Source organism: Salinirussus salinus (assembly GCF_009831455.1).
Lineage (GTDB): Archaea > Halobacteriota > Halobacteria > Halobacteriales > Haloarculaceae > Salinirussus > Salinirussus salinus.
Genome location: NZ_WOWO01000002.1, coordinates 580077 through 595417, shown reverse-complemented (window position 1 = coordinate 595417; position 15341 = coordinate 580077). Strand labels below are relative to the sequence as shown.

General features: G+C 68.7%; 24 protein-coding genes. 8 read left to right on the top strand and 16 right to left on the bottom strand.

Features of this window, described 5'->3' with window-relative positions; genetic code table 11:
* Positions 1–55 precede the first annotated feature (55 nt).
* The 6 genes from GN153_RS06225 to GN153_RS17455 form a co-directional block, all read right to left on the bottom strand.
* A complete protein-coding gene (locus GN153_RS06225) occupies positions 56–424 on the bottom strand; it encodes a thioredoxin family protein (RefSeq protein WP_159900863.1) in 369 nt (122 codons plus the stop codon).
* Positions 425–485: 61 nt separating this feature from the next.
* The gene (locus GN153_RS06220; protein ID WP_159900862.1) at positions 486–1655 is read right to left on the bottom strand and encodes an ABC transporter substrate-binding protein; all 1170 of its coding nucleotides are present in this window, start codon (positions 1653–1655) and stop codon (positions 486–488) included.
* The gene (locus GN153_RS17785) at positions 1637–1771 is read right to left on the bottom strand and encodes a hypothetical protein (protein WP_268893119.1); all 135 of its coding nucleotides are present in this window, start codon (positions 1769–1771) and stop codon (positions 1637–1639) included. The genes GN153_RS06220 and GN153_RS17785 overlap by 19 nt, the downstream gene beginning before the upstream one ends.
* 121 nt (positions 1772–1892) lie before the next feature.
* On the bottom strand, positions 1893–2120 hold the full coding sequence (locus tag GN153_RS06215; protein WP_159900860.1) for a hypothetical protein: 228 nt from the start codon (positions 2118–2120) through the stop codon (positions 1893–1895).
* Positions 2117–2470: a type II toxin-antitoxin system PemK/MazF family toxin gene (locus GN153_RS06210; RefSeq protein ID WP_159900858.1), complete on the bottom strand. Its 354-nt coding sequence runs from the start codon at positions 2468–2470 to the stop codon at positions 2117–2119. The genes GN153_RS06215 and GN153_RS06210 overlap by 4 nt, the downstream gene beginning before the upstream one ends.
* Positions 2471–2476: 6 nt before the next feature.
* Positions 2477–2875 (bottom strand): MarR family transcriptional regulator, encoded by a 399-nt coding sequence (locus tag GN153_RS17455; protein ID WP_201287814.1) that lies wholly within the window; start codon positions 2873–2875, stop codon positions 2477–2479.
* Between the two features lie 185 nt (positions 2876–3060).
* Between GN153_RS17455 and GN153_RS06200 the strand changes: the two genes are divergently transcribed.
* The gene (locus GN153_RS06200) at positions 3061–3978 is read left to right on the top strand and encodes a PLP-dependent cysteine synthase family protein (protein ID WP_159900856.1); all 918 of its coding nucleotides are present in this window, start codon (positions 3061–3063) and stop codon (positions 3976–3978) included.
* 17 nt (positions 3979–3995) lie between these two features.
* Here the strand turns inward: GN153_RS06200 and GN153_RS06195 are convergent, their stop codons facing one another.
* Entirely contained in the window at positions 3996–4463 is a 468-nt protein-coding gene (locus tag GN153_RS06195) for a DUF5804 family protein (protein WP_159900854.1), read from the bottom strand.
* A gap of 257 nt (positions 4464–4720) precedes the next feature.
* Between GN153_RS06195 and GN153_RS06190 the strand changes: the two genes are divergently transcribed.
* Complete coding sequence (locus tag GN153_RS06190) at positions 4721–5218, top strand: acyltransferase (RefSeq protein ID WP_236544785.1); 498 nt, start codon at positions 4721–4723, stop codon at positions 5216–5218.
* 55 nt (positions 5219–5273) lie between these two features.
* Positions 5274–5678 (top strand): translation initiation factor IF-2 subunit beta, encoded by a 405-nt coding sequence (locus GN153_RS06185; RefSeq protein WP_159900850.1) that lies wholly within the window; start codon positions 5274–5276, stop codon positions 5676–5678.
* Between the two features lie 24 nt (positions 5679–5702).
* On the opposite strand, the gene GN153_RS06180 is transcribed toward GN153_RS06185, so the two are convergent.
* The 7 genes from GN153_RS06180 to GN153_RS06150 form a co-directional block, all read right to left on the bottom strand.
* The gene (locus tag GN153_RS06180; protein ID WP_159900848.1) at positions 5703–5882 is read right to left on the bottom strand and encodes a DUF7836 family putative zinc-binding protein; all 180 of its coding nucleotides are present in this window, start codon (positions 5880–5882) and stop codon (positions 5703–5705) included.
* A gap of 86 nt (positions 5883–5968) precedes the next feature.
* A complete protein-coding gene (locus tag GN153_RS06175; protein ID WP_159900846.1) occupies positions 5969–6943 on the bottom strand; it encodes a transcription initiation factor IIB in 975 nt (324 codons plus the stop codon).
* Between the two features lie 147 nt (positions 6944–7090).
* Positions 7091–7903, bottom strand: a complete 813-nt coding sequence (locus GN153_RS06170; protein WP_159900844.1) for a DUF4397 domain-containing protein — start codon at positions 7901–7903, stop codon at positions 7091–7093.
* A gap of 150 nt (positions 7904–8053) precedes the next feature.
* Positions 8054–8356: a hypothetical protein gene (locus GN153_RS06165; protein WP_159900842.1), complete on the bottom strand. Its 303-nt coding sequence runs from the start codon at positions 8354–8356 to the stop codon at positions 8054–8056.
* A gap of 54 nt (positions 8357–8410) precedes the next feature.
* Positions 8411–8686, bottom strand: a complete 276-nt coding sequence (locus GN153_RS06160) for an ArsR/SmtB family transcription factor (RefSeq protein WP_159900840.1) — start codon at positions 8684–8686, stop codon at positions 8411–8413.
* Positions 8687–8841: 155 nt separating this feature from the next.
* A complete protein-coding gene (locus GN153_RS06155; RefSeq protein ID WP_159900838.1) occupies positions 8842–9354 on the bottom strand; it encodes a fasciclin domain-containing protein in 513 nt (170 codons plus the stop codon).
* A 113-nt stretch (positions 9355–9467) separates the two neighbouring features.
* On the bottom strand, positions 9468–9749 hold the full coding sequence (locus tag GN153_RS06150; protein WP_159900836.1) for a DUF357 domain-containing protein: 282 nt from the start codon (positions 9747–9749) through the stop codon (positions 9468–9470).
* Between the two features lie 93 nt (positions 9750–9842).
* Between GN153_RS06150 and GN153_RS06145 the strand changes: the two genes are divergently transcribed.
* Positions 9843–10892, top strand: a complete 1050-nt coding sequence (locus GN153_RS06145) for an NAD(P)/FAD-dependent oxidoreductase (protein ID WP_159900834.1) — start codon at positions 9843–9845, stop codon at positions 10890–10892.
* An 82-nt stretch (positions 10893–10974) separates the two neighbouring features.
* Here the strand turns inward: GN153_RS06145 and GN153_RS06140 are convergent, their stop codons facing one another.
* Positions 10975–11298 (bottom strand): thioredoxin family protein, encoded by a 324-nt coding sequence (locus GN153_RS06140; protein ID WP_159900832.1) that lies wholly within the window; start codon positions 11296–11298, stop codon positions 10975–10977.
* A 100-nt stretch (positions 11299–11398) separates the two neighbouring features.
* Between GN153_RS06140 and GN153_RS06135 the strand changes: the two genes are divergently transcribed.
* Positions 11399–11680 (top strand): DUF7545 family protein, encoded by a 282-nt coding sequence (locus GN153_RS06135; RefSeq protein WP_159900830.1) that lies wholly within the window; start codon positions 11399–11401, stop codon positions 11678–11680.
* A gap of 24 nt (positions 11681–11704) precedes the next feature.
* Here GN153_RS06135 and GN153_RS06130 read toward each other — a convergent pair whose 3' ends face one another.
* Positions 11705–12376 (bottom strand): 2,5-diamino-6-(ribosylamino)-4(3H)-pyrimidinone 5'-phosphate reductase, encoded by a 672-nt coding sequence (locus GN153_RS06130; protein WP_159902204.1) that lies wholly within the window; start codon positions 12374–12376, stop codon positions 11705–11707.
* Positions 12377–12474: 98 nt separating this feature from the next.
* On the opposite strand from GN153_RS06130, the gene GN153_RS06125 reads away from it, so the two are divergent.
* From GN153_RS06125 to GN153_RS06115, 3 genes are all read left to right on the top strand, one after another.
* Positions 12475–13494: an ABC transporter ATP-binding protein gene (locus GN153_RS06125; RefSeq protein ID WP_159900828.1), complete on the top strand. Its 1020-nt coding sequence runs from the start codon at positions 12475–12477 to the stop codon at positions 13492–13494.
* Positions 13487–14278, top strand: a complete 792-nt coding sequence (locus GN153_RS06120; protein ID WP_159900826.1) for an ABC transporter permease subunit — start codon at positions 13487–13489, stop codon at positions 14276–14278. Before GN153_RS06125 ends, GN153_RS06120 begins: the two co-directional genes overlap by 8 nt.
* A 68-nt stretch (positions 14279–14346) precedes the next feature.
* Entirely contained in the window at positions 14347–15273 is a 927-nt protein-coding gene (locus GN153_RS06115) for an NAD-dependent epimerase/dehydratase family protein (RefSeq protein WP_159900824.1), read from the top strand.
* The last annotated feature ends 68 nt before the right edge of the window (positions 15274–15341 follow it).

Below are 15341 nucleotides of genomic sequence, written 5' to 3'. Positions count from 1 at the left end.
TTGGCGGGGACCGGACTCGGAGGGGGCTGGATTCGGAGAACTCTCTACGCCGGATTCACCCGAAGTAGTCCTCGATGCGCTGGGCCAGGTAGACCGCGATGGGGACCGGTTCCTCCTCGACGAAGCGGGCGATCTCCTCGCCGCGGTGTTCGACGACGACCGTCGGGATGTACTCGATACCGTACTCCTCGACGCCCGGCCCCTGCTTGTCCTCGTCGAGCTCGTGGTGGCTGATGTTCTCCTCCGGGATGCCTGCCTCCTTCAGGGCTGCCCCGAAATCCGGCAGCTGCGCCCGGCAGTCCTTGCACCAGTCGCCGCCCCAGACCTTGTAGACCAGTCCGCGGTGCTCGGCGAGGGTGTCGACCGTGTCGGCGTAGGCGTCGGAGGCCCACACCGGGTTCGGTTCCATCGTCTCCAGAGCCATACCGGTCAGTAAGCGGGCATCCCGTATAATCCTCCCCCCTCGTGTCGGGTCCGGAATGTACTCACCGGAACGTCTCGCGGACGTCGTCGAGGGCCCGCTCCAGCCGGTCTCGACCCCACTCGTAGGCCGCTTCGACGGTGGCCTCGCCGGTCACGGCACGCCGGAGCATCTCCCCGTAGAAGTCGTGTTCGCCGACGGCCCGTGCTATCGGGTCGTCGAGCCGCGCCTTCGGGACGTTGCCGTAGTGGTCCCCGACGACCGTCTCGCGGATCTCCCCCACCTGCTCGTAGAGGTGTGGAAACACCCGGAAGACCTGGTGACTCCGGTACCGCTCGGCGTCGTAGACGCCCTCGTAGGCGGGCAGTCGCCGCGTCGGGTCGACCGTGTACAGCTGGGCGGTTCGGTCCGGGCGGTCGGCGTACAGCCACCCGAGCCACTCCCGCGCTCCGTCGGTGTTCCGGCCGTCCCGGACGAGGACCTGCCCGTCGAGCCGCAGCGTTCCTGCCCAGGAGTCCCGTCTGTCGACGCCCCCGGCCTCCCAGTACGGGAGCGGAGCGGTGGCAGTGTTCTGGACCACCCGCTCGCGCTGGGGATCGCCCGTCTCGACCAGGTCCGCCGCTTCGGCCCCGGCGACCGCGTTGTTGTACCCCCGCCGCTGGGCGAGCCGACTCTCGAACCACGGCGGCCGGGGTGAGTCCGTATCGAGGGTCGTCGGGTCGACGGCACACTTAGAGAGGTCGACGAAAAACTCCAGCAGTGCCGTCACCTCATCCTCGGGGAAGTGGACCTCCAGCCCGTCGCGCGTGTCCGGGTCCTGCCAGCGGAGGCCGACCGGCGACACCCCCATCCGCGCCAGATACGCCTGAAATTCCCTCCGGCTCTCGTCCCCGCCGACCGGGAGTCCGTACCCCCGCGCCGGTGTGTCGGCGTCATCGATGACCCGGGCGTTGTCGAGTACCTCCTGAAACGACGCGGGCGCGGACAGGCCGAGGCGCTCGTAGATATCGGCGCGGTAGGTGAACGTGTCGGCCCGGTAGCCGTGAGGGACCTCGACAGGAGCGCCGCCACTGCTGTACGGGTCGACGACGAGCCCGCCGTTTGTGGCCACCGCTCGCTCGACTGTGGCGGTCGTCGGCCGGGCGAACCCGCCGGCCGAGAGCCGGGCAGCCCCGTCGGCAGTTGCGGTGTAGACGTCGGGCGGCGAGTCGCTGGTCAGCTCGTTGCCGAGCACCGGGTGGACGTGGTCGGTCTGACGTCGACCTCCACCTCGGTTTGCTCTTCGAAGGTGGGCCCCAGATCCGTGGTCCACAGGGCGTCCCAGCCGACGGAGTCGTAGTCGGTCAGCATGTAGACGGGGGACGACTCGGCCGGCGGCGCTGTCGCCGCCGCGGGCGTGTCCGTGTCTCCAGCCCTGCCACACCCGGCGAGAACTGCCGCAAGTCCCGCACCGACTGTGAGCACTCGCCGTCTACTGGTGGAAACAGGTCCGTCCGGCATCCGGTTCGTGTGGTGCGAGGCCGCGTCCGGGAATAACTCTTGCCCCCGTGCTGCGAGCGGCGTTCTCGGGGACGATCCCGGTCCAGTCGTCGTTGCCGCGTTCGCCGCCGCGATCCTTGCCCTTGTTCTGGAGATAGCGTTCGAGGGAGATTCGCAGCAGCCGTTCTGAGGATTCCTGGCCGGTTGCATCGTCGATCATGCGGGGTCAGCAGCCTCTCTGTCCAAGTACGAGATCGTGGCCGTCGTAACCTGTTCGGTGAACTCGTCGGTGACCGAGCCTTGTCGGCCGACGACGTGGAGGTTGTCTTTCAGCGTGGCGACCGTCCAGGGCAATACGTAGCTCTGCTGACCTGGTTCGCCACGGACCCACGCCTCGCTCGGCACGGCGAGGCTGCCCGCGTGGTGGGGCTGCGTCGTGAACGCGACGGCGATCGATTCCTCGTCGGGATAGGGCATCCGCTCGCCGGAAACGACCAGCCACGGGCGGGGGTTCCCGCCGTCCGTTTTGAACGGATCGGGAGCCCAGACGACAGTACCACGGTCAGCCATCCGGGATCACGACTCCTCGTCGTCCTGCTCGGTCGGTGACTCGATGGGGTCGACGGCGGTCTCCATCCAGGCCTCGACATCGTCGTCGGAGAACCCACCGTCGATGTCGTCAGCCGCAGCGGCGGCGTGCATCCCTGCCGACGCGACCGCGTGCTCGGCGTCGGCGATCGTCCAGAACCGGTCGCGGTGCTCGACGAGGCCGTGTTCCTCGAGACGTTTCAGCGTCGGGCCGAGGCTTCCCTCGGGCACGTCGACGGCGTCGACGACCTCCCGCTGCCGAAATGCCTGGTCGGCGTGCTCGAGGAGGAAGCGATACACCGCACCCTGGGTGGTGTCCGGCGCGAGGTCGGGGAGCGACGGCCCGTCCTCGTCGATAGACAGAAACTCGTCTTTCGAGATGGGCATCTTGAGTATTCGTTTGTATTAGAAGCTATTAGGTCTTATCGAGAGGGAGTCCCGACACAGACTGGCGGACGATACTGTTCGCGGGCGTACCGCGGCTGAAGATTCCCCCAGCCCGCCGCTACCGCCGCCGGCAGGCCGTGCCGTCGGCGGGAGGGTTTAACGGGGGGCCCGCCAAGGCCCGGGTAATGCACGACAGCATCATCGACGCCATCGGCTCGCCGCTGGTCCGGGTCGACGGCCCCCCGGGAACGACCGTCGCGGCGAAGGTGGAGTCGTTCAACCCCGGCGGGTCCGCGAAGGACCGGCCTGCCCGCGCAATGGTGGCCGCGGCCGAGGAGGCCGGCGACCTGACTCCCGGCGACACGATCGTCGAACCGACCAGCGGCAACACCGGCATCGGCCTGGCGATGGTGGGCGCCGCGAAGGGCTACGACGTGACGATCATCATGCCCTCCTCGAAGTCCCCCGAGCGCCGCCAGATCATGGACGCCTACGGTGCCGACCTCGAACTCGTCGACGGCGACATCAGCGACTGCCGGGAGCGCGCGGACGAACTCGACGCCCAGGAGGGGTACGTCCAGATGCGCCAGTTCGAGAACCCCGCCAACCCCGACTCCCACTACGAGACGACGGGCCCGGAGATACTCGAGCAGGTGGGCGACCGGACCGTCGACGCCCTGGTCGCCGGCGTCGGCACCGGGGGAACGGTCACCGGCATCGGCCGCCGGCTCCGCGAGGAGTACCCGGACATCGAGGTCGTGGCCGTCGAGCCCGAGGAGAACGCGGTCCTCTCGGGCGACGAGCCCGGTGCGGACGACTTCCAGGGGATGGGGCCGGGCTTTGTCAGCGAGAACCTCGACGTGGACCTGCTCGACGACGTGGAGACCGTCAACCTGGCGGCAGCCGAGGAGGAGTGTCGCCGGCTCGCCCGCGAGGAAGGGGTGCTGGTCGGGCAGTCCTCCGGAGCGTCGAATCTCGCCGCCAAACGGGTCGCAAAGCGTCTGCGCGAGGCGGGGGTCGGCGGCGAGGACGGCCCGCTCGTGGTGACCGTCTACTGGGACTCCGGCGAGCGGTACCTCTCGACGGGGCTGTTCGACGACTGAGGGCCGTCCCGGCCGCTTCAGGCCTCGAACTCGGCTTCGGTCACACGGACCCGCAGCGTGTCCTCGACCTCGTGGAGGTCGTACTCCGGGACGGTCTCGCCGGTCCGTGCGACGTACATCGGGTCCAGAAGCTCCGGCGCCCCCTCCTCTCGCTCCCGGACGCCGTAGACCCGGAGATACCGCCCCGTCCCTTCGGCGTCGACCTCGTCGTCGCGGATGGCCGTCGCCAGTTCCCGGGAGAGCCACTCCGTCTCGCTGACCGAGCGGTCCTCGACCAGCGCGTCGCGGGCGAACCGGACGAGATACCAGTTCAGGTCGTTACACAGCGCCACCGCGGCACCCAGACTGACCGTCTCGACGGCGACCGTGTTGGCGTAGGGCTCCGAGAGGTCGTAGGTCGCCAGCGCCTCGCGGGCTGTCTCGCGGGACAGCAGCTCGTACCGGAGGGTGACGTCGGTCGCACCGAGCAGACAGACCCGCGGCATATGATTCACCGCAACGGCGGCCGACGCAAAGCGGTTTCGCCTCCCGCAGTCACTGACGGAGGGTCGCGGCCTGTCGCCGGAGACTGGGCGGTTTCTTTAGCTCGGGGACACAACGGGCGCCCGTGAGCGACGCCACGCGCGGGGACGAGGGCGGGCCCGGGGCCGACAGCGAGCCGGACGACGGCGGCCAGCACGACCGCGATGGCGCCCGTTCCGGTCCGGAGACTGGTGCCGGTGAATCCGACCGCCACGAGCGGGTGACGGCACACGCTACCCCCGGAGCGGGCAACTCCCTTCGGGGCTGGTACCGCCACCGGAACCCACTCCGGGTGATGGTCAACTACGCGGTCATCCTCGTCTGTCGGGTCTCGCCGAGCCTCCGGCTCAAGCGGTGGCTGCTGCGCCGGCTCGGCGTCACCGTCGGGGAGCGGGTCGCCTGGGGGCTGGAGTCGACGCCGGACGTCTTCTGGCCGGACCTCATCACCGTCGAGGACGACGCCGTCATCGGCTACGACGCGACGCTGCTCTGTCACGAGTTCCTGGTCGACGAGTACCGGACGGGGACGGTGGTCGTCGGCGAGGGCGCGATGGTCGGCGCGGGCGCCATCGTCCTCCCGGGCGTGCGCGTCGGCGAGGGGGCGCGTGTGGCGGCGAACTCCCTCGTCACGGAGGACGTCCCGCCGGGCGCGACCGTCGCCGGCGTCCCTGCCGAGGTGGTGAGCCACGAGGACGACGGCGACCGGCAAACCGCCTGACCGGCCGCGAGCCGACGTAGTCAGGCTTATTTTTTGCCCTCCGTTTTGACCCGATATGGACTACGACGAGATGCTCGAGCGCGGGATCGAGGAGACGCCGGAGATCGAGGGCAGCGGCGACCGGTTCGAGGTGCCGGACCCGGAGGTGCGACAGGAGGGGAACGTCACCGTCTTCGAGAACTTCCGGACGGTCTGTGGGGACTTCGGGCGCGAGCCCGAACACGTCTTCAAGTTCCTCCAGGACGAACTCGGGACGAGCGGCCACATCGACGAGAGCGAGCGCGCCCGGCTCACCGGCGAGTTCGACCAGCGCCGGATCCGGGAGGCCATCGAGGCCTACGCCGAGGAGTACGTTCTCTGCCCGGAGTGTGGACTGCCGGACACGCAGCTCGACCGCGAGCAGGGGGCGGTCGTTCTCCGGTGTGAGGCCTGCGGGGCCCGGTCGGCGACCAGCGGCTAGCCGTCGGACGTCGGCGAGCCCCGGCTACCGCAGCTCCTGGAGCGTCCGCAGGTCGTGTTCCGTCCGCAGAAACTCCGAGAGCGGACGGTGCTCGGAACAGTCCGGGCAGTCGAAGCCGTCTTCGGCCGGCGGGAGCGCCGACGGGTCCGACTCCCACTCCTTGCGACACGCCGGACAGAGCAACCGAACGTAGGCTTCCTCCATGCGTGACACTCACACGCGCGAACGGTGGAAAAAGGTTGTGCCGGAGTATCACGGCTCGGCCCCGGACCCGTTACAGCGTCCGCCCCTCAGGCCGGGACGCCGCTCTCGGCGTCCAGCAGCTCCTTGTACCGGTTGCGGATGGTGACCTCGGAGATATCGGCGACCTCCGAGACCTCGCTCTGGGTGACCTTCTCGTTGGTGAGAAGCGAGGCGGCATACACCGCGGCGGCCGCGAGCCCGACTGGTGACTTGCCGCTGATCACGCCCTGCTCCTTGGCGGCGTCGAGTAGCTGGCGGGCGCGGCGCTCGGACTCCTCCGAAAGGTCCAGGTCCGAGGCGAAGCGGGGGACGTAGCTCTTCGGGTCCGCGGGCTGGATCTCCAGGTTCAGCTCCCGGATGATGTAGCGGTAGGTCCGGGTCAGCTCCATCTTCTCGACGCGGGAGACAGTGGCGATCTCGTCGAGCGAGCGGGGGGTGCCGGCCTGGCGGGCGGCCGCGTACAGCGCCGCCGTGGAGACGCCCTCGATGGAGCGGCCGGGCAGGAGGTTTTCGTCCAGGGCCCGACGGTAGATGACCGAGGCGGTCTCGCGGACGTTCTCGGGGAGGCCGAGCGCGGAGGCCATCCGGTCGATCTCGCCGAGTGCCTGCTTGAGGTTCCGTTCTTTCGAGTCCCGCGTGCGGAACCGCTCGTTCCAGGTGCGGAGCCGCTGCATCTTTTCGCGCTGGCGGCTGGAGAGGGCATTCCCGTAGGCGTCCTTGTCCTGCCAGCCGATGTTCGTGGACAGCCCCTTGTCGTGCATCATCTGGGTGGTCGGCGCACCGACGCGGGACTTCTGGTCGCGCTCGCTGGAGTCGAAGGCGCGCCACTCCGGGCCGGGGTCGATCTCGTCTTCCTCGACGACCAGGCCACACTCCTCACAGACCGTCTCCCCGTGCTCCGCGTCGCTGATGAGCGAGCCGCCACACTCCGGGCAGACCAGCTCCTCCGACTCCTCCCGCTCGTCTGTTCGCTCGCTCTCTGTTCGCTCGGACGTCCGTATGCTGGGTGGTGATTCGCTCATGATTGACTCTCCGACGCGCTGGGGAAGCAAGGAATAAATACCGCCTCCCAGGCTCGTTGACTGTTAGTTAGTCCGAAAACCTTATAAATCTTTTGGTGTCGCGTGGTAACCATCCCCGTTCCCTCCGGGGAGAAGGGAGTCGCGGGGTCAGGTGCTCGCGTCCTGAACGACGGTGAGTTCGAAGCCCTCGTCTGCCGGCTCGTCGTCGGGCGAGAGGTAGCCAGAGGCGAAGGCGGTGTAGACGGTCCCGCCGTTCAGCGAGACGTCCGCGTCGTAGACGACCTCCCCGTCGTTTTCCATCGTGTCCGGGCGGATCTGGGCGGTGTAGTCGTTGGCCTCCACGGAGACGTAGCCGGCGTCGGTGAACCCGACACCGTCGAACAGGACCGCACCGGCGCTGACCGTCACGTCGACGGCGCCGGCGTCGGGGGAGACGTGGACGGCCCGCAGACGGGCCTGGTTCCCGCCGGGGTCGGAGTTGTCGTCGACCAGCGGGAGCACCTGGAAGTCGGTGTCCTCGCTCGTCAGCTCGCCCGCCGCGACGAGCGTGTAGTCCTCTGCCTCGAGAGGCACCTCCTGGTCGAAGACGGCGTTGTCCTGGTTGCCGGCCTCGGTTATCGTGAACTGGTGGGGGCCGGCGGGCACCTCCAGGTAGTCGCTGACCGCCCGGAACGGGACGTCCTCCAGAGCGGCGTTTCCGTCGACGTAAATATCGACGTTCGGCGCGTCCGGGGACATGTGTGCGGCGCGGACCCGCGCTGTGCCGGACGGCGTCTCGGTCCCCGCGTCGTCTTCCGTCTCCATCCCGCCGCCCGACTCTGTCATCGTCCCCATGCCGCCACTTTCCGTTTCGGTGTCGGTCCCGTCGCCACCGTCGTCGCCGCCGGCACAGCCGGCCAGGCTGACGGCCGCCGCGCCACCCAGTGCTGCCAACATCTGTCTCCGGTTGAGGTCTGACATCGACTGGATCGGGAGTCTATCGGATTATGAAAGATTCCCGAAAAGTTACCCGACTCTCACCCAATTCTGTTCGGACTTGGGCTCGGGTACCCACCCGGACGACGACCCGTGTGCGGGAGCCGGAAGCCCGGACCCGGCCCTGTCAGCCGGTCAGTCCCAGGTGACCCAGGCCAGAAAGAGCAGGCCCAGAAGCTCCAGAATCTGGACTGCGGACATCGCGCGCCCGGCGACGGGAGCGGCGCTGCGAAGCAGTTCGGCGACCGCCGGGTCGAGGACGTAGTAGTACAGCGCCAGGCCGTTCTCCGCGAGCAAGAGCACGCCGAAGACCGCCAGGCCCAGCGCGTGCTTCGACCGGAGCGCCCGGTAGTTGCGCACCCACACGCCGACGAGCACCAGCAGCACGACGACGTTGACCGCCGCGGCGCCCCCGGCGACGTTCATCCAGAACGCCATCTGTCTCTCCCTTTCCCGTATTGCCGTATAACGGCTTTCCCAATTTCGACCATACTATGTTACCTCCTCGGCGATCTCCTCGACGGTCTCCCAGTGGTGTTCCACCTGGTCGCTGGGCAGGTAGACTGCCCCGTAGTCGTCGCCAGTACTCGTCACCAGCCCGTTGTCGACGAGGACGTCTAGGTGGTGACGCACCGTCTTGTAATCGAGGTCGAGGTCTTCGGCGAGCTGGTTGGCGTTTCTGGGTCTGTCCGAGAGGGCCCGCAGGATCCGCACGCGGTTGGGGCCCCCGCGTGTCCCGGACAGCACGTACCAGAGGACGCCCTCCATCACACCCTACGTCTCAAGCAACGAATGTAAGCGCACCGGCTTTCGCCGGCAATGAAACGGGAAGAACCGGTCGCGGAAGTTGGCCACCTGCACCTACCAGCCGGACCAGTCAATCAGTCGTCGTCCTCTTTATCTTCGTCGTTGGCCTCGTCTGTCTAAGGGAGGAGGACACCGTCGATGACGTGGACGATCCCGTTTGAGGCCTCAATGTCGGTAGCGACGATATCAGCCTGGTCGCCGTTGAGGTCGGTCCCGTTCGCCTCGATCTTCGCGCCGTTCAGCGTCGGCACCTGGTTGGCGTTGACGACCGAGGCAGCCTTCCGGCGGCCGGGGGTAACGTGGTAAGTGAGGATCTCAACCAGTGACGACCCGACCGCCTCTTCGAAGTCGACGTCACCGATATCATCGGCGGTGACATCCAGCGCTCCGAAGGCTTCGTCCGTCGGCGCGAAGACTGTCAATTGACGGTTTCCGGAAAGCGCGCTGACCAGGCCTGCCTCCTGGACGGCTGCCACCAAGACATCGAACCCGTCGGCTGCGACGGCAACGTCGACGATAGTATCGCCCTCGCTCGGAGGCCTCGCGCTGGCGATGCCTGCGCCGCCGACGAGTGCAGCCGTTCCTACGCCGATCCCCTTGAGTACGTCGCGTCGTGAACTGCGGTTCATCGGTGAAACACCATCCAAGCGGTCGTCGTGTTGGATTATAACCACTTTCCCGACTGAGACCCAAATTCGTCCCGAGAACTTGCCATCCGTTTTCCGTTGAGCCGGCGGTCCGGTCAGACGGTAAAGAGGTGTCCGTCCTCGGGAACGTCGAACAGCCCGATGCGGGCGCCCGCGTCCAGCCACGCGTGTCCGTAGGAGAACGCGGCGAGGGCGTTGACCAGGTCCTCGTCCTCGCGGAAGTGGCGGCCGTCCTCCAAGTACGACCGGGCCATCTCCTCGCACTCCCGAGCGGCCTCCCCGAGCGGCGTGTCGGCGGGGACGGCCGTCTCCGCGGCCGCAAGCGCCTCCGCGAGCAGGTCCTCGTAGCGCTCCGTTTTCTCGACGATGTCGGCCATGCCGGCCGTTCGGCGGGGTGCCCGGAAGCAGTTTCGGTGCCGCCCGCGGACGAGGGCGCAATCTACAAACGACGCCGGGGCCAACGGGACAGTATGACAGACGAGCCCGTCGAGCACCGCCGGCTGGTCATCGCCGGCTCCGGCATCGCTGGACTGACTGCCGCCATCTACGCCGCCCGGTCGAACAACGACCCGCTCGTGCTGAAAGGCGACGAGCCCGGCGGGCAACTGACGCTCACGACCGACGTCGCGAACTACCCCGGCTTCCCCGAGGGGGTCGGCGGCCCCGAGCTCGTCCAGCGGATGGAACAGCAGGCCGAGCGGTTCGGTGCGGAGCTGGAAAACGGCATCGTCGCCGACGTCGACGACTCCAGCCGGCCGTTCCGGGTCGAACTGAAAAACGGCGACGTCTACACCGCCGACGCGCTCATCGCCGCGTCGGGGGCCAGCGCCCGCACGCTCGGGGTCCCCGGCGAGGACGCCCTGATGGGCTTTGGCCTCTCGACGTGTGCGACCTGTGACGGGGCCTTCTTCCGCGGGGAAGACATGCTCGTCGTCGGCGGCGGCGACGCAGCCATGGAGGAGGCCTCCTTCCTCACGAAGTTCGCCGACACCGTCTACATCGCCCACCGCCGCGAGAACTTCCGGGCGGAGGACTACTGGGTCGACCGTGTGATGGAGCACGTCGAGGCCGGCGACATCGAGGTCATGCGCAACACCGAACTGCTCGAGATCCACGGCAGCCAGGAGGAGGGAGTCGACTCCGTCACCCTCGCACGAAACGAGACCGGCTACCCCAAGGACAATCTGGAGGCCCCCGGGACGGAGACCTTCGAGATGGACGTCGGCGCCGTCTTCTACGCCATCGGCCACACCCCGAACACCGACTATCTGGAGGGGACCGGCGTCGAGATGGACGAGGCGGGGTACGTCGAGACCCGCGGCGGCGAGGGCGGCGGCCAGACGAAGACGGCCGTCGAGGGCATCTTCGGGGCGGGCGACGTCGTGGACCACCACTACCAGCAGGCCATTACTGCGGGCGGCATGGGCTGCAAGGCCGCGATCGACGCCGACGACTACCTCGAGGACCGCGCCGCGACCGAGGCCGCGGCCGGCCAGGCGGCCGCCGAGGGCGACGACTGAGCGAGTGACGACTGAGCGGAGCGGACGACTGAGTGAGTGACGACTGAGTGGGGCGGACGACGACTGGGTGGACGGGAACCGGTCAGGCGGGCGTCCGCTCCAGCAGTTCCCGCTCCAGTTCGAGCGAGGGGAGCCCACCCTCGAAGACCCGGACCGGTTCGCCGTCCTCCAGCAGGACCGTCGTGGGGACGGAGTCGGTGCCGAACTCCGCCAGCAGGTCGCCGTGGTCCTCGGCGTCCACGCGGGCGACGAACAGTTCGGGGTGCTCGGCGGCGGCGTCCGCGACCGCGGGCTCCATCGCCTCGCACGGCTCGCTCCACTCCGCCCAGAACCACAGCAGTGTGAGGCCGTCGCCCGCGACCTCCCGGTACGTCTCGGCGTCCACGTCGTGGATGTCGGTGCTCATCGACCGAAGCGTGGACGGGAGGACTCTTATTCGTTGGCCCCGGGCGGCGGCTTCCGCCAGACTCCCAAGAGGGTTTACCCGCGGCCCCACAACGGAAGGCATGGCCGACACGACGACGGTCCGACTGGAGGCAGACGGCGAGAGCGACGAACTGACTGTACCGACGGCGCTGGTCCGGCTGCTGGCCGAGGACGGCGAGGGAACGACGGAGGTAGTCGGGGACATGGCGATGCTCGCGCTTGCCCAGCAGGCCCACGGTATCGTCCACCACAGCCGTGGCGACGTGGACCCGCAACTGGAGGAGGCCGAGCAGACGACGATGGACCTCTTCGAGGAGCGCTTTGGCCAGTCCTACGCGGAGATGACCGGCCACGACCACTGACGCGGTGAGCGACGCCCTGTCCGGTCAGGGAGTCCCGCGCACGTCGTAGGAGAGGACGACCCCTTCGTCCAGCCGCTCGACCGACTGGAGCTCCAGGTCCGGGAAGTCGCCGACGAACCCCTCGCCGTCGGCGAGGGTCGGCGCCTCCCGACCCCCGATCACGGTCGAGCCGACGAACACGGAGAGCTCGTCGACCAGCCCCGCCTCGAACAGCGAGAAGATGAGTTCGCCCCCGCCCTCGACCATGAGCTGGTCGAACCCCTCCGCAGCCAGCCGGGCGACGGCCACCGACAGGTCAACCCGGTCCTGGCCGGCGACGAGGACGGTCGCGCCGGCGCTCTCCATGGCGTCGACGAAGTCGGCGGGTGCGGCCTCGCTCACGAGGAGGTAGGTCTCGGCTTCGTCGTCCAGCACGGCGGCGTCCATCGGCGTCCGGACCTGCGAGTCCGCGACGACGCGAGCGGGGTTCGGCGGCTCGCCCCGCTCGTGGCGCTCCGCCCGCAGGTCGGCGTCCTTGACGGTCAGCGAGGGGTCGTCGGCGACGACGGTCCCGACGCCCACCATGACGGCGTCGCTCTCGGCGCGCAGGCGGTCGACCCGGTGGAAATCGGCGGGGCCGCTGATCTCGATCTGCTCGCGCTCGCGGGTGGAGAGCTTCCCGTCGACGCTCGCGGCCGCGTTGACGACGACGCGCATGCGTCCCATTCGTGACACGCGGCAAACGGTTTTCGGTCGCTGCCGGACCGACCGTCTTGCCACCCGGTTTTATCCCGGCCCGCCGCGAGGATTCGGCGATGGTCGCGATAACGGTCTCCGACCTGACGCGTTACTACGGCGACGTCCGCGGGGTCGAGGACGTCTCCTTCAGCGTCGACGCCGGAGAGGTCTTCGGGTTTCTCGGCCCGAACGGCGCCGGCAAGACGACGCTGATCCGGACGCTTCTGGGGTTCATGTCGCCGACGGCCGGCACGGCAGAGGTGCTCGGCCACGACATCCGCGAGGAGTCCGAACTGCTCGCTGCCAAGGAACGGATCGGGTATTTGCCCGGCGACCCCGCCTTCGACGGCGACGTCACCGGCCGGCGGTTTCTCGACCTCCAGGCCGAACTCAAAGGCGACAGCCGGCGCGGGGAGCTACTGGATATGTTCGACCCGCCGCTGGACCGCCCCATCGGGGAGTACTCCCGCGGGAACCGGCAGATGCTCGGCATCGTCCAGGCGTTCATGCACGACCCCGACCTGGCGGTCATGGACGAGCCCACCTCCGGGCTGGACCCGCTCAGGCAGGCCAGCTTCAACGACTTCATCGAGCGGGAGACCGACCGCGGGACGACGGTCTTTTTCTCCTCGCACGTCCTCAGCGAGGTCCGGCGGGTCTGTGACCGGGTGGGGATCATCCGCGACGGGCGGCTGGTCGAGCTCGCCGACGTCGAGGACCTGCTCGACCGGAGCGGGCGGCTCGTCTCCGTCCGGGTCGAGGGAGCGGTCGACCGCGGCGATTTCGACCTCCCGGGCGTCCACGACCTGACCGTCGACGACGGCGTCCGCTTCGTGTTCACCGGACAGTACGACAGGCTGGTCGACCGCCTCTCGGAGTTCTCCGTGCTCGACCTGGAGATCGAGGAGGCGCCCCTGGAGGAGGTGTTCATGCGGTTCTACGACGAGAGCGAGGGGGCGGAGTCCGACGAGACCGGAAGCGGGCCGCGGGGTTCCGCCGACCCGGGAGCCGACACCACGGGAACCGGCGCTCAGGGGATCGACACCGCAGAGACCGACCCTCGGGAGACCGACACGAAGGGGGGCGACGATGTTTGAGGTCACTCGCTACGAGGCCAGCCGGCGGGTGCGGGGGACGGTCGTCCTCTCCGTGCTCGTGGCGTTGCTCGGACTGCTCATGGTCGCCTTCTTCCCCTCGGTGCGAACGTCGAGTGCAGCCCTGGAGGAGTACATCGCGAACCTCCCGCCGGCCTTCCGGGAGGCCTTCGGCATCGACTCCTTCGGCACCATCGAGGGGTTTCTCGCGACGGAGCTCTACCAGTTCGGGTGGGTCATCCTGCTCGGGGTCTACTTCGGTTACCGCGCGGGCTCGCTGGTCGCCGGCGACGTCGAGGACCGGGGGATCGACCTCTGGCTGGCGACGCCGCTCTCGCGAGCCCGGCTCGTCATCGAACGGTACCTCTCGCTGGTCCCGACGATGGTCGCCGTCAACGTCGTCACCCCGCTCGTGGTGTTGCCAGCCATCGCCGTCGTCGGCGAGCCCGTGCCGGTCGAACGGGTCCTCGCGGTCCACCTCCTCTCGGTGCCCTACTTCCTCACGACGGCGGCGCTCGGCCTCCTCCTGTCCGTGCTCGTCTCGCGGGAGAGCACGGCCAGCCGCGGGGCGCTCGGCCTCGTCTTCGGGCTCTTTCTCGTCGAGTCGCTCGCCTCGGTCGGCGACGTCGGCTGGCTCGGGGCCGTCAGCCCGACCCGGTACTTCGACCCAACGGGGGTCCTCCTGCGCGGGGCGTACGACCCCGCCGGCGCGGTGATACTGCTGGGCGCCGCGGTCGGCGGCGTCGCGCTCGCCGTCGCGCTCTTCCGGCGGGCCGACATCACCTGAGTCCGCCCGTCACGCCCGCTCGGCCACCCAACCGCAACACACATTGACCTGCCTGTGGACTCCGAGATATGGACCTCACGGGCTCGCGCGTGCTCGTCACCGGCGGGGCGGGCTTCGTCGGCAGCCACCTCGCCGACCGACTCGTCGCGGACAACGACGTCGTGGTCGTCGACGACTGCTCGAACGGCGACGCCGACTGGGCTCCCGACGCCGCGGAATTCGTCGAGGGCGACTGCACCGACCCCGACGTGGTGGCGGACGTGCTCACCTCCGACGTGGACGCCGTCTTCCACTTCGCGGCCTCGAAGGCCGTCGACACCGACCGGCCCCGGGCGCAGTTCGAGGACAACACCGCCATGACCTACAACGTCCTCGAGCGGATGGACGAGGTCGGCGTCGACGAACTCGCCTTCACCTCCTCCTCGACGGTCTACGGCGAGGCCCCCCGACCCACGCCCGAGGACTACGCGCCCCTGGAGCCGATCAGCCCCTACGCCGCCGGGAAGGTCGCCGAGGAGTCACTGGTCTCGACGTACGCTCACAGCCACGGGATCCGGGCTCACGTCTTCCGGTTTGCCAACATCGTGGGCCCGCGGCTGCGCGGGGCCGTCATTCCTGATTTCATCGAGAAATTGCGCGAGGACCCCGAGGAGCTGACGATCCTCGGTGACGGCCGCCAGGAGAAGTCGTACATGCACATCGAGGAGTGCGTCGACGCGATGTGTCACGTCATCGACCGCGCCGACCGCGACCTGAACGTCTACAACCTCGGGACCCGCACCACCACCAGCGTCGACCGGATCGCCGACATCGTCGCGGAGGAGATGGGCCTCGACCCCGACTACGAGCACACGGGCGGCGACCGCGGCTGGACCGGCGACGTCCCGCGGATGCGCCTCTCTATCGAGAAACTGGCCGGACTGGGCTGGGAGCCAACCCAGTCGAGCGACGACGCTGTCCGGCGGGCCACGCGGGAGCTGCTCGCGGAACTGTAAACCGCGCCCGGCACGGAGTCCACCCTCCGGTAACGGGGCGATATTTATAGTCCGTCCCGTCGCCAGTC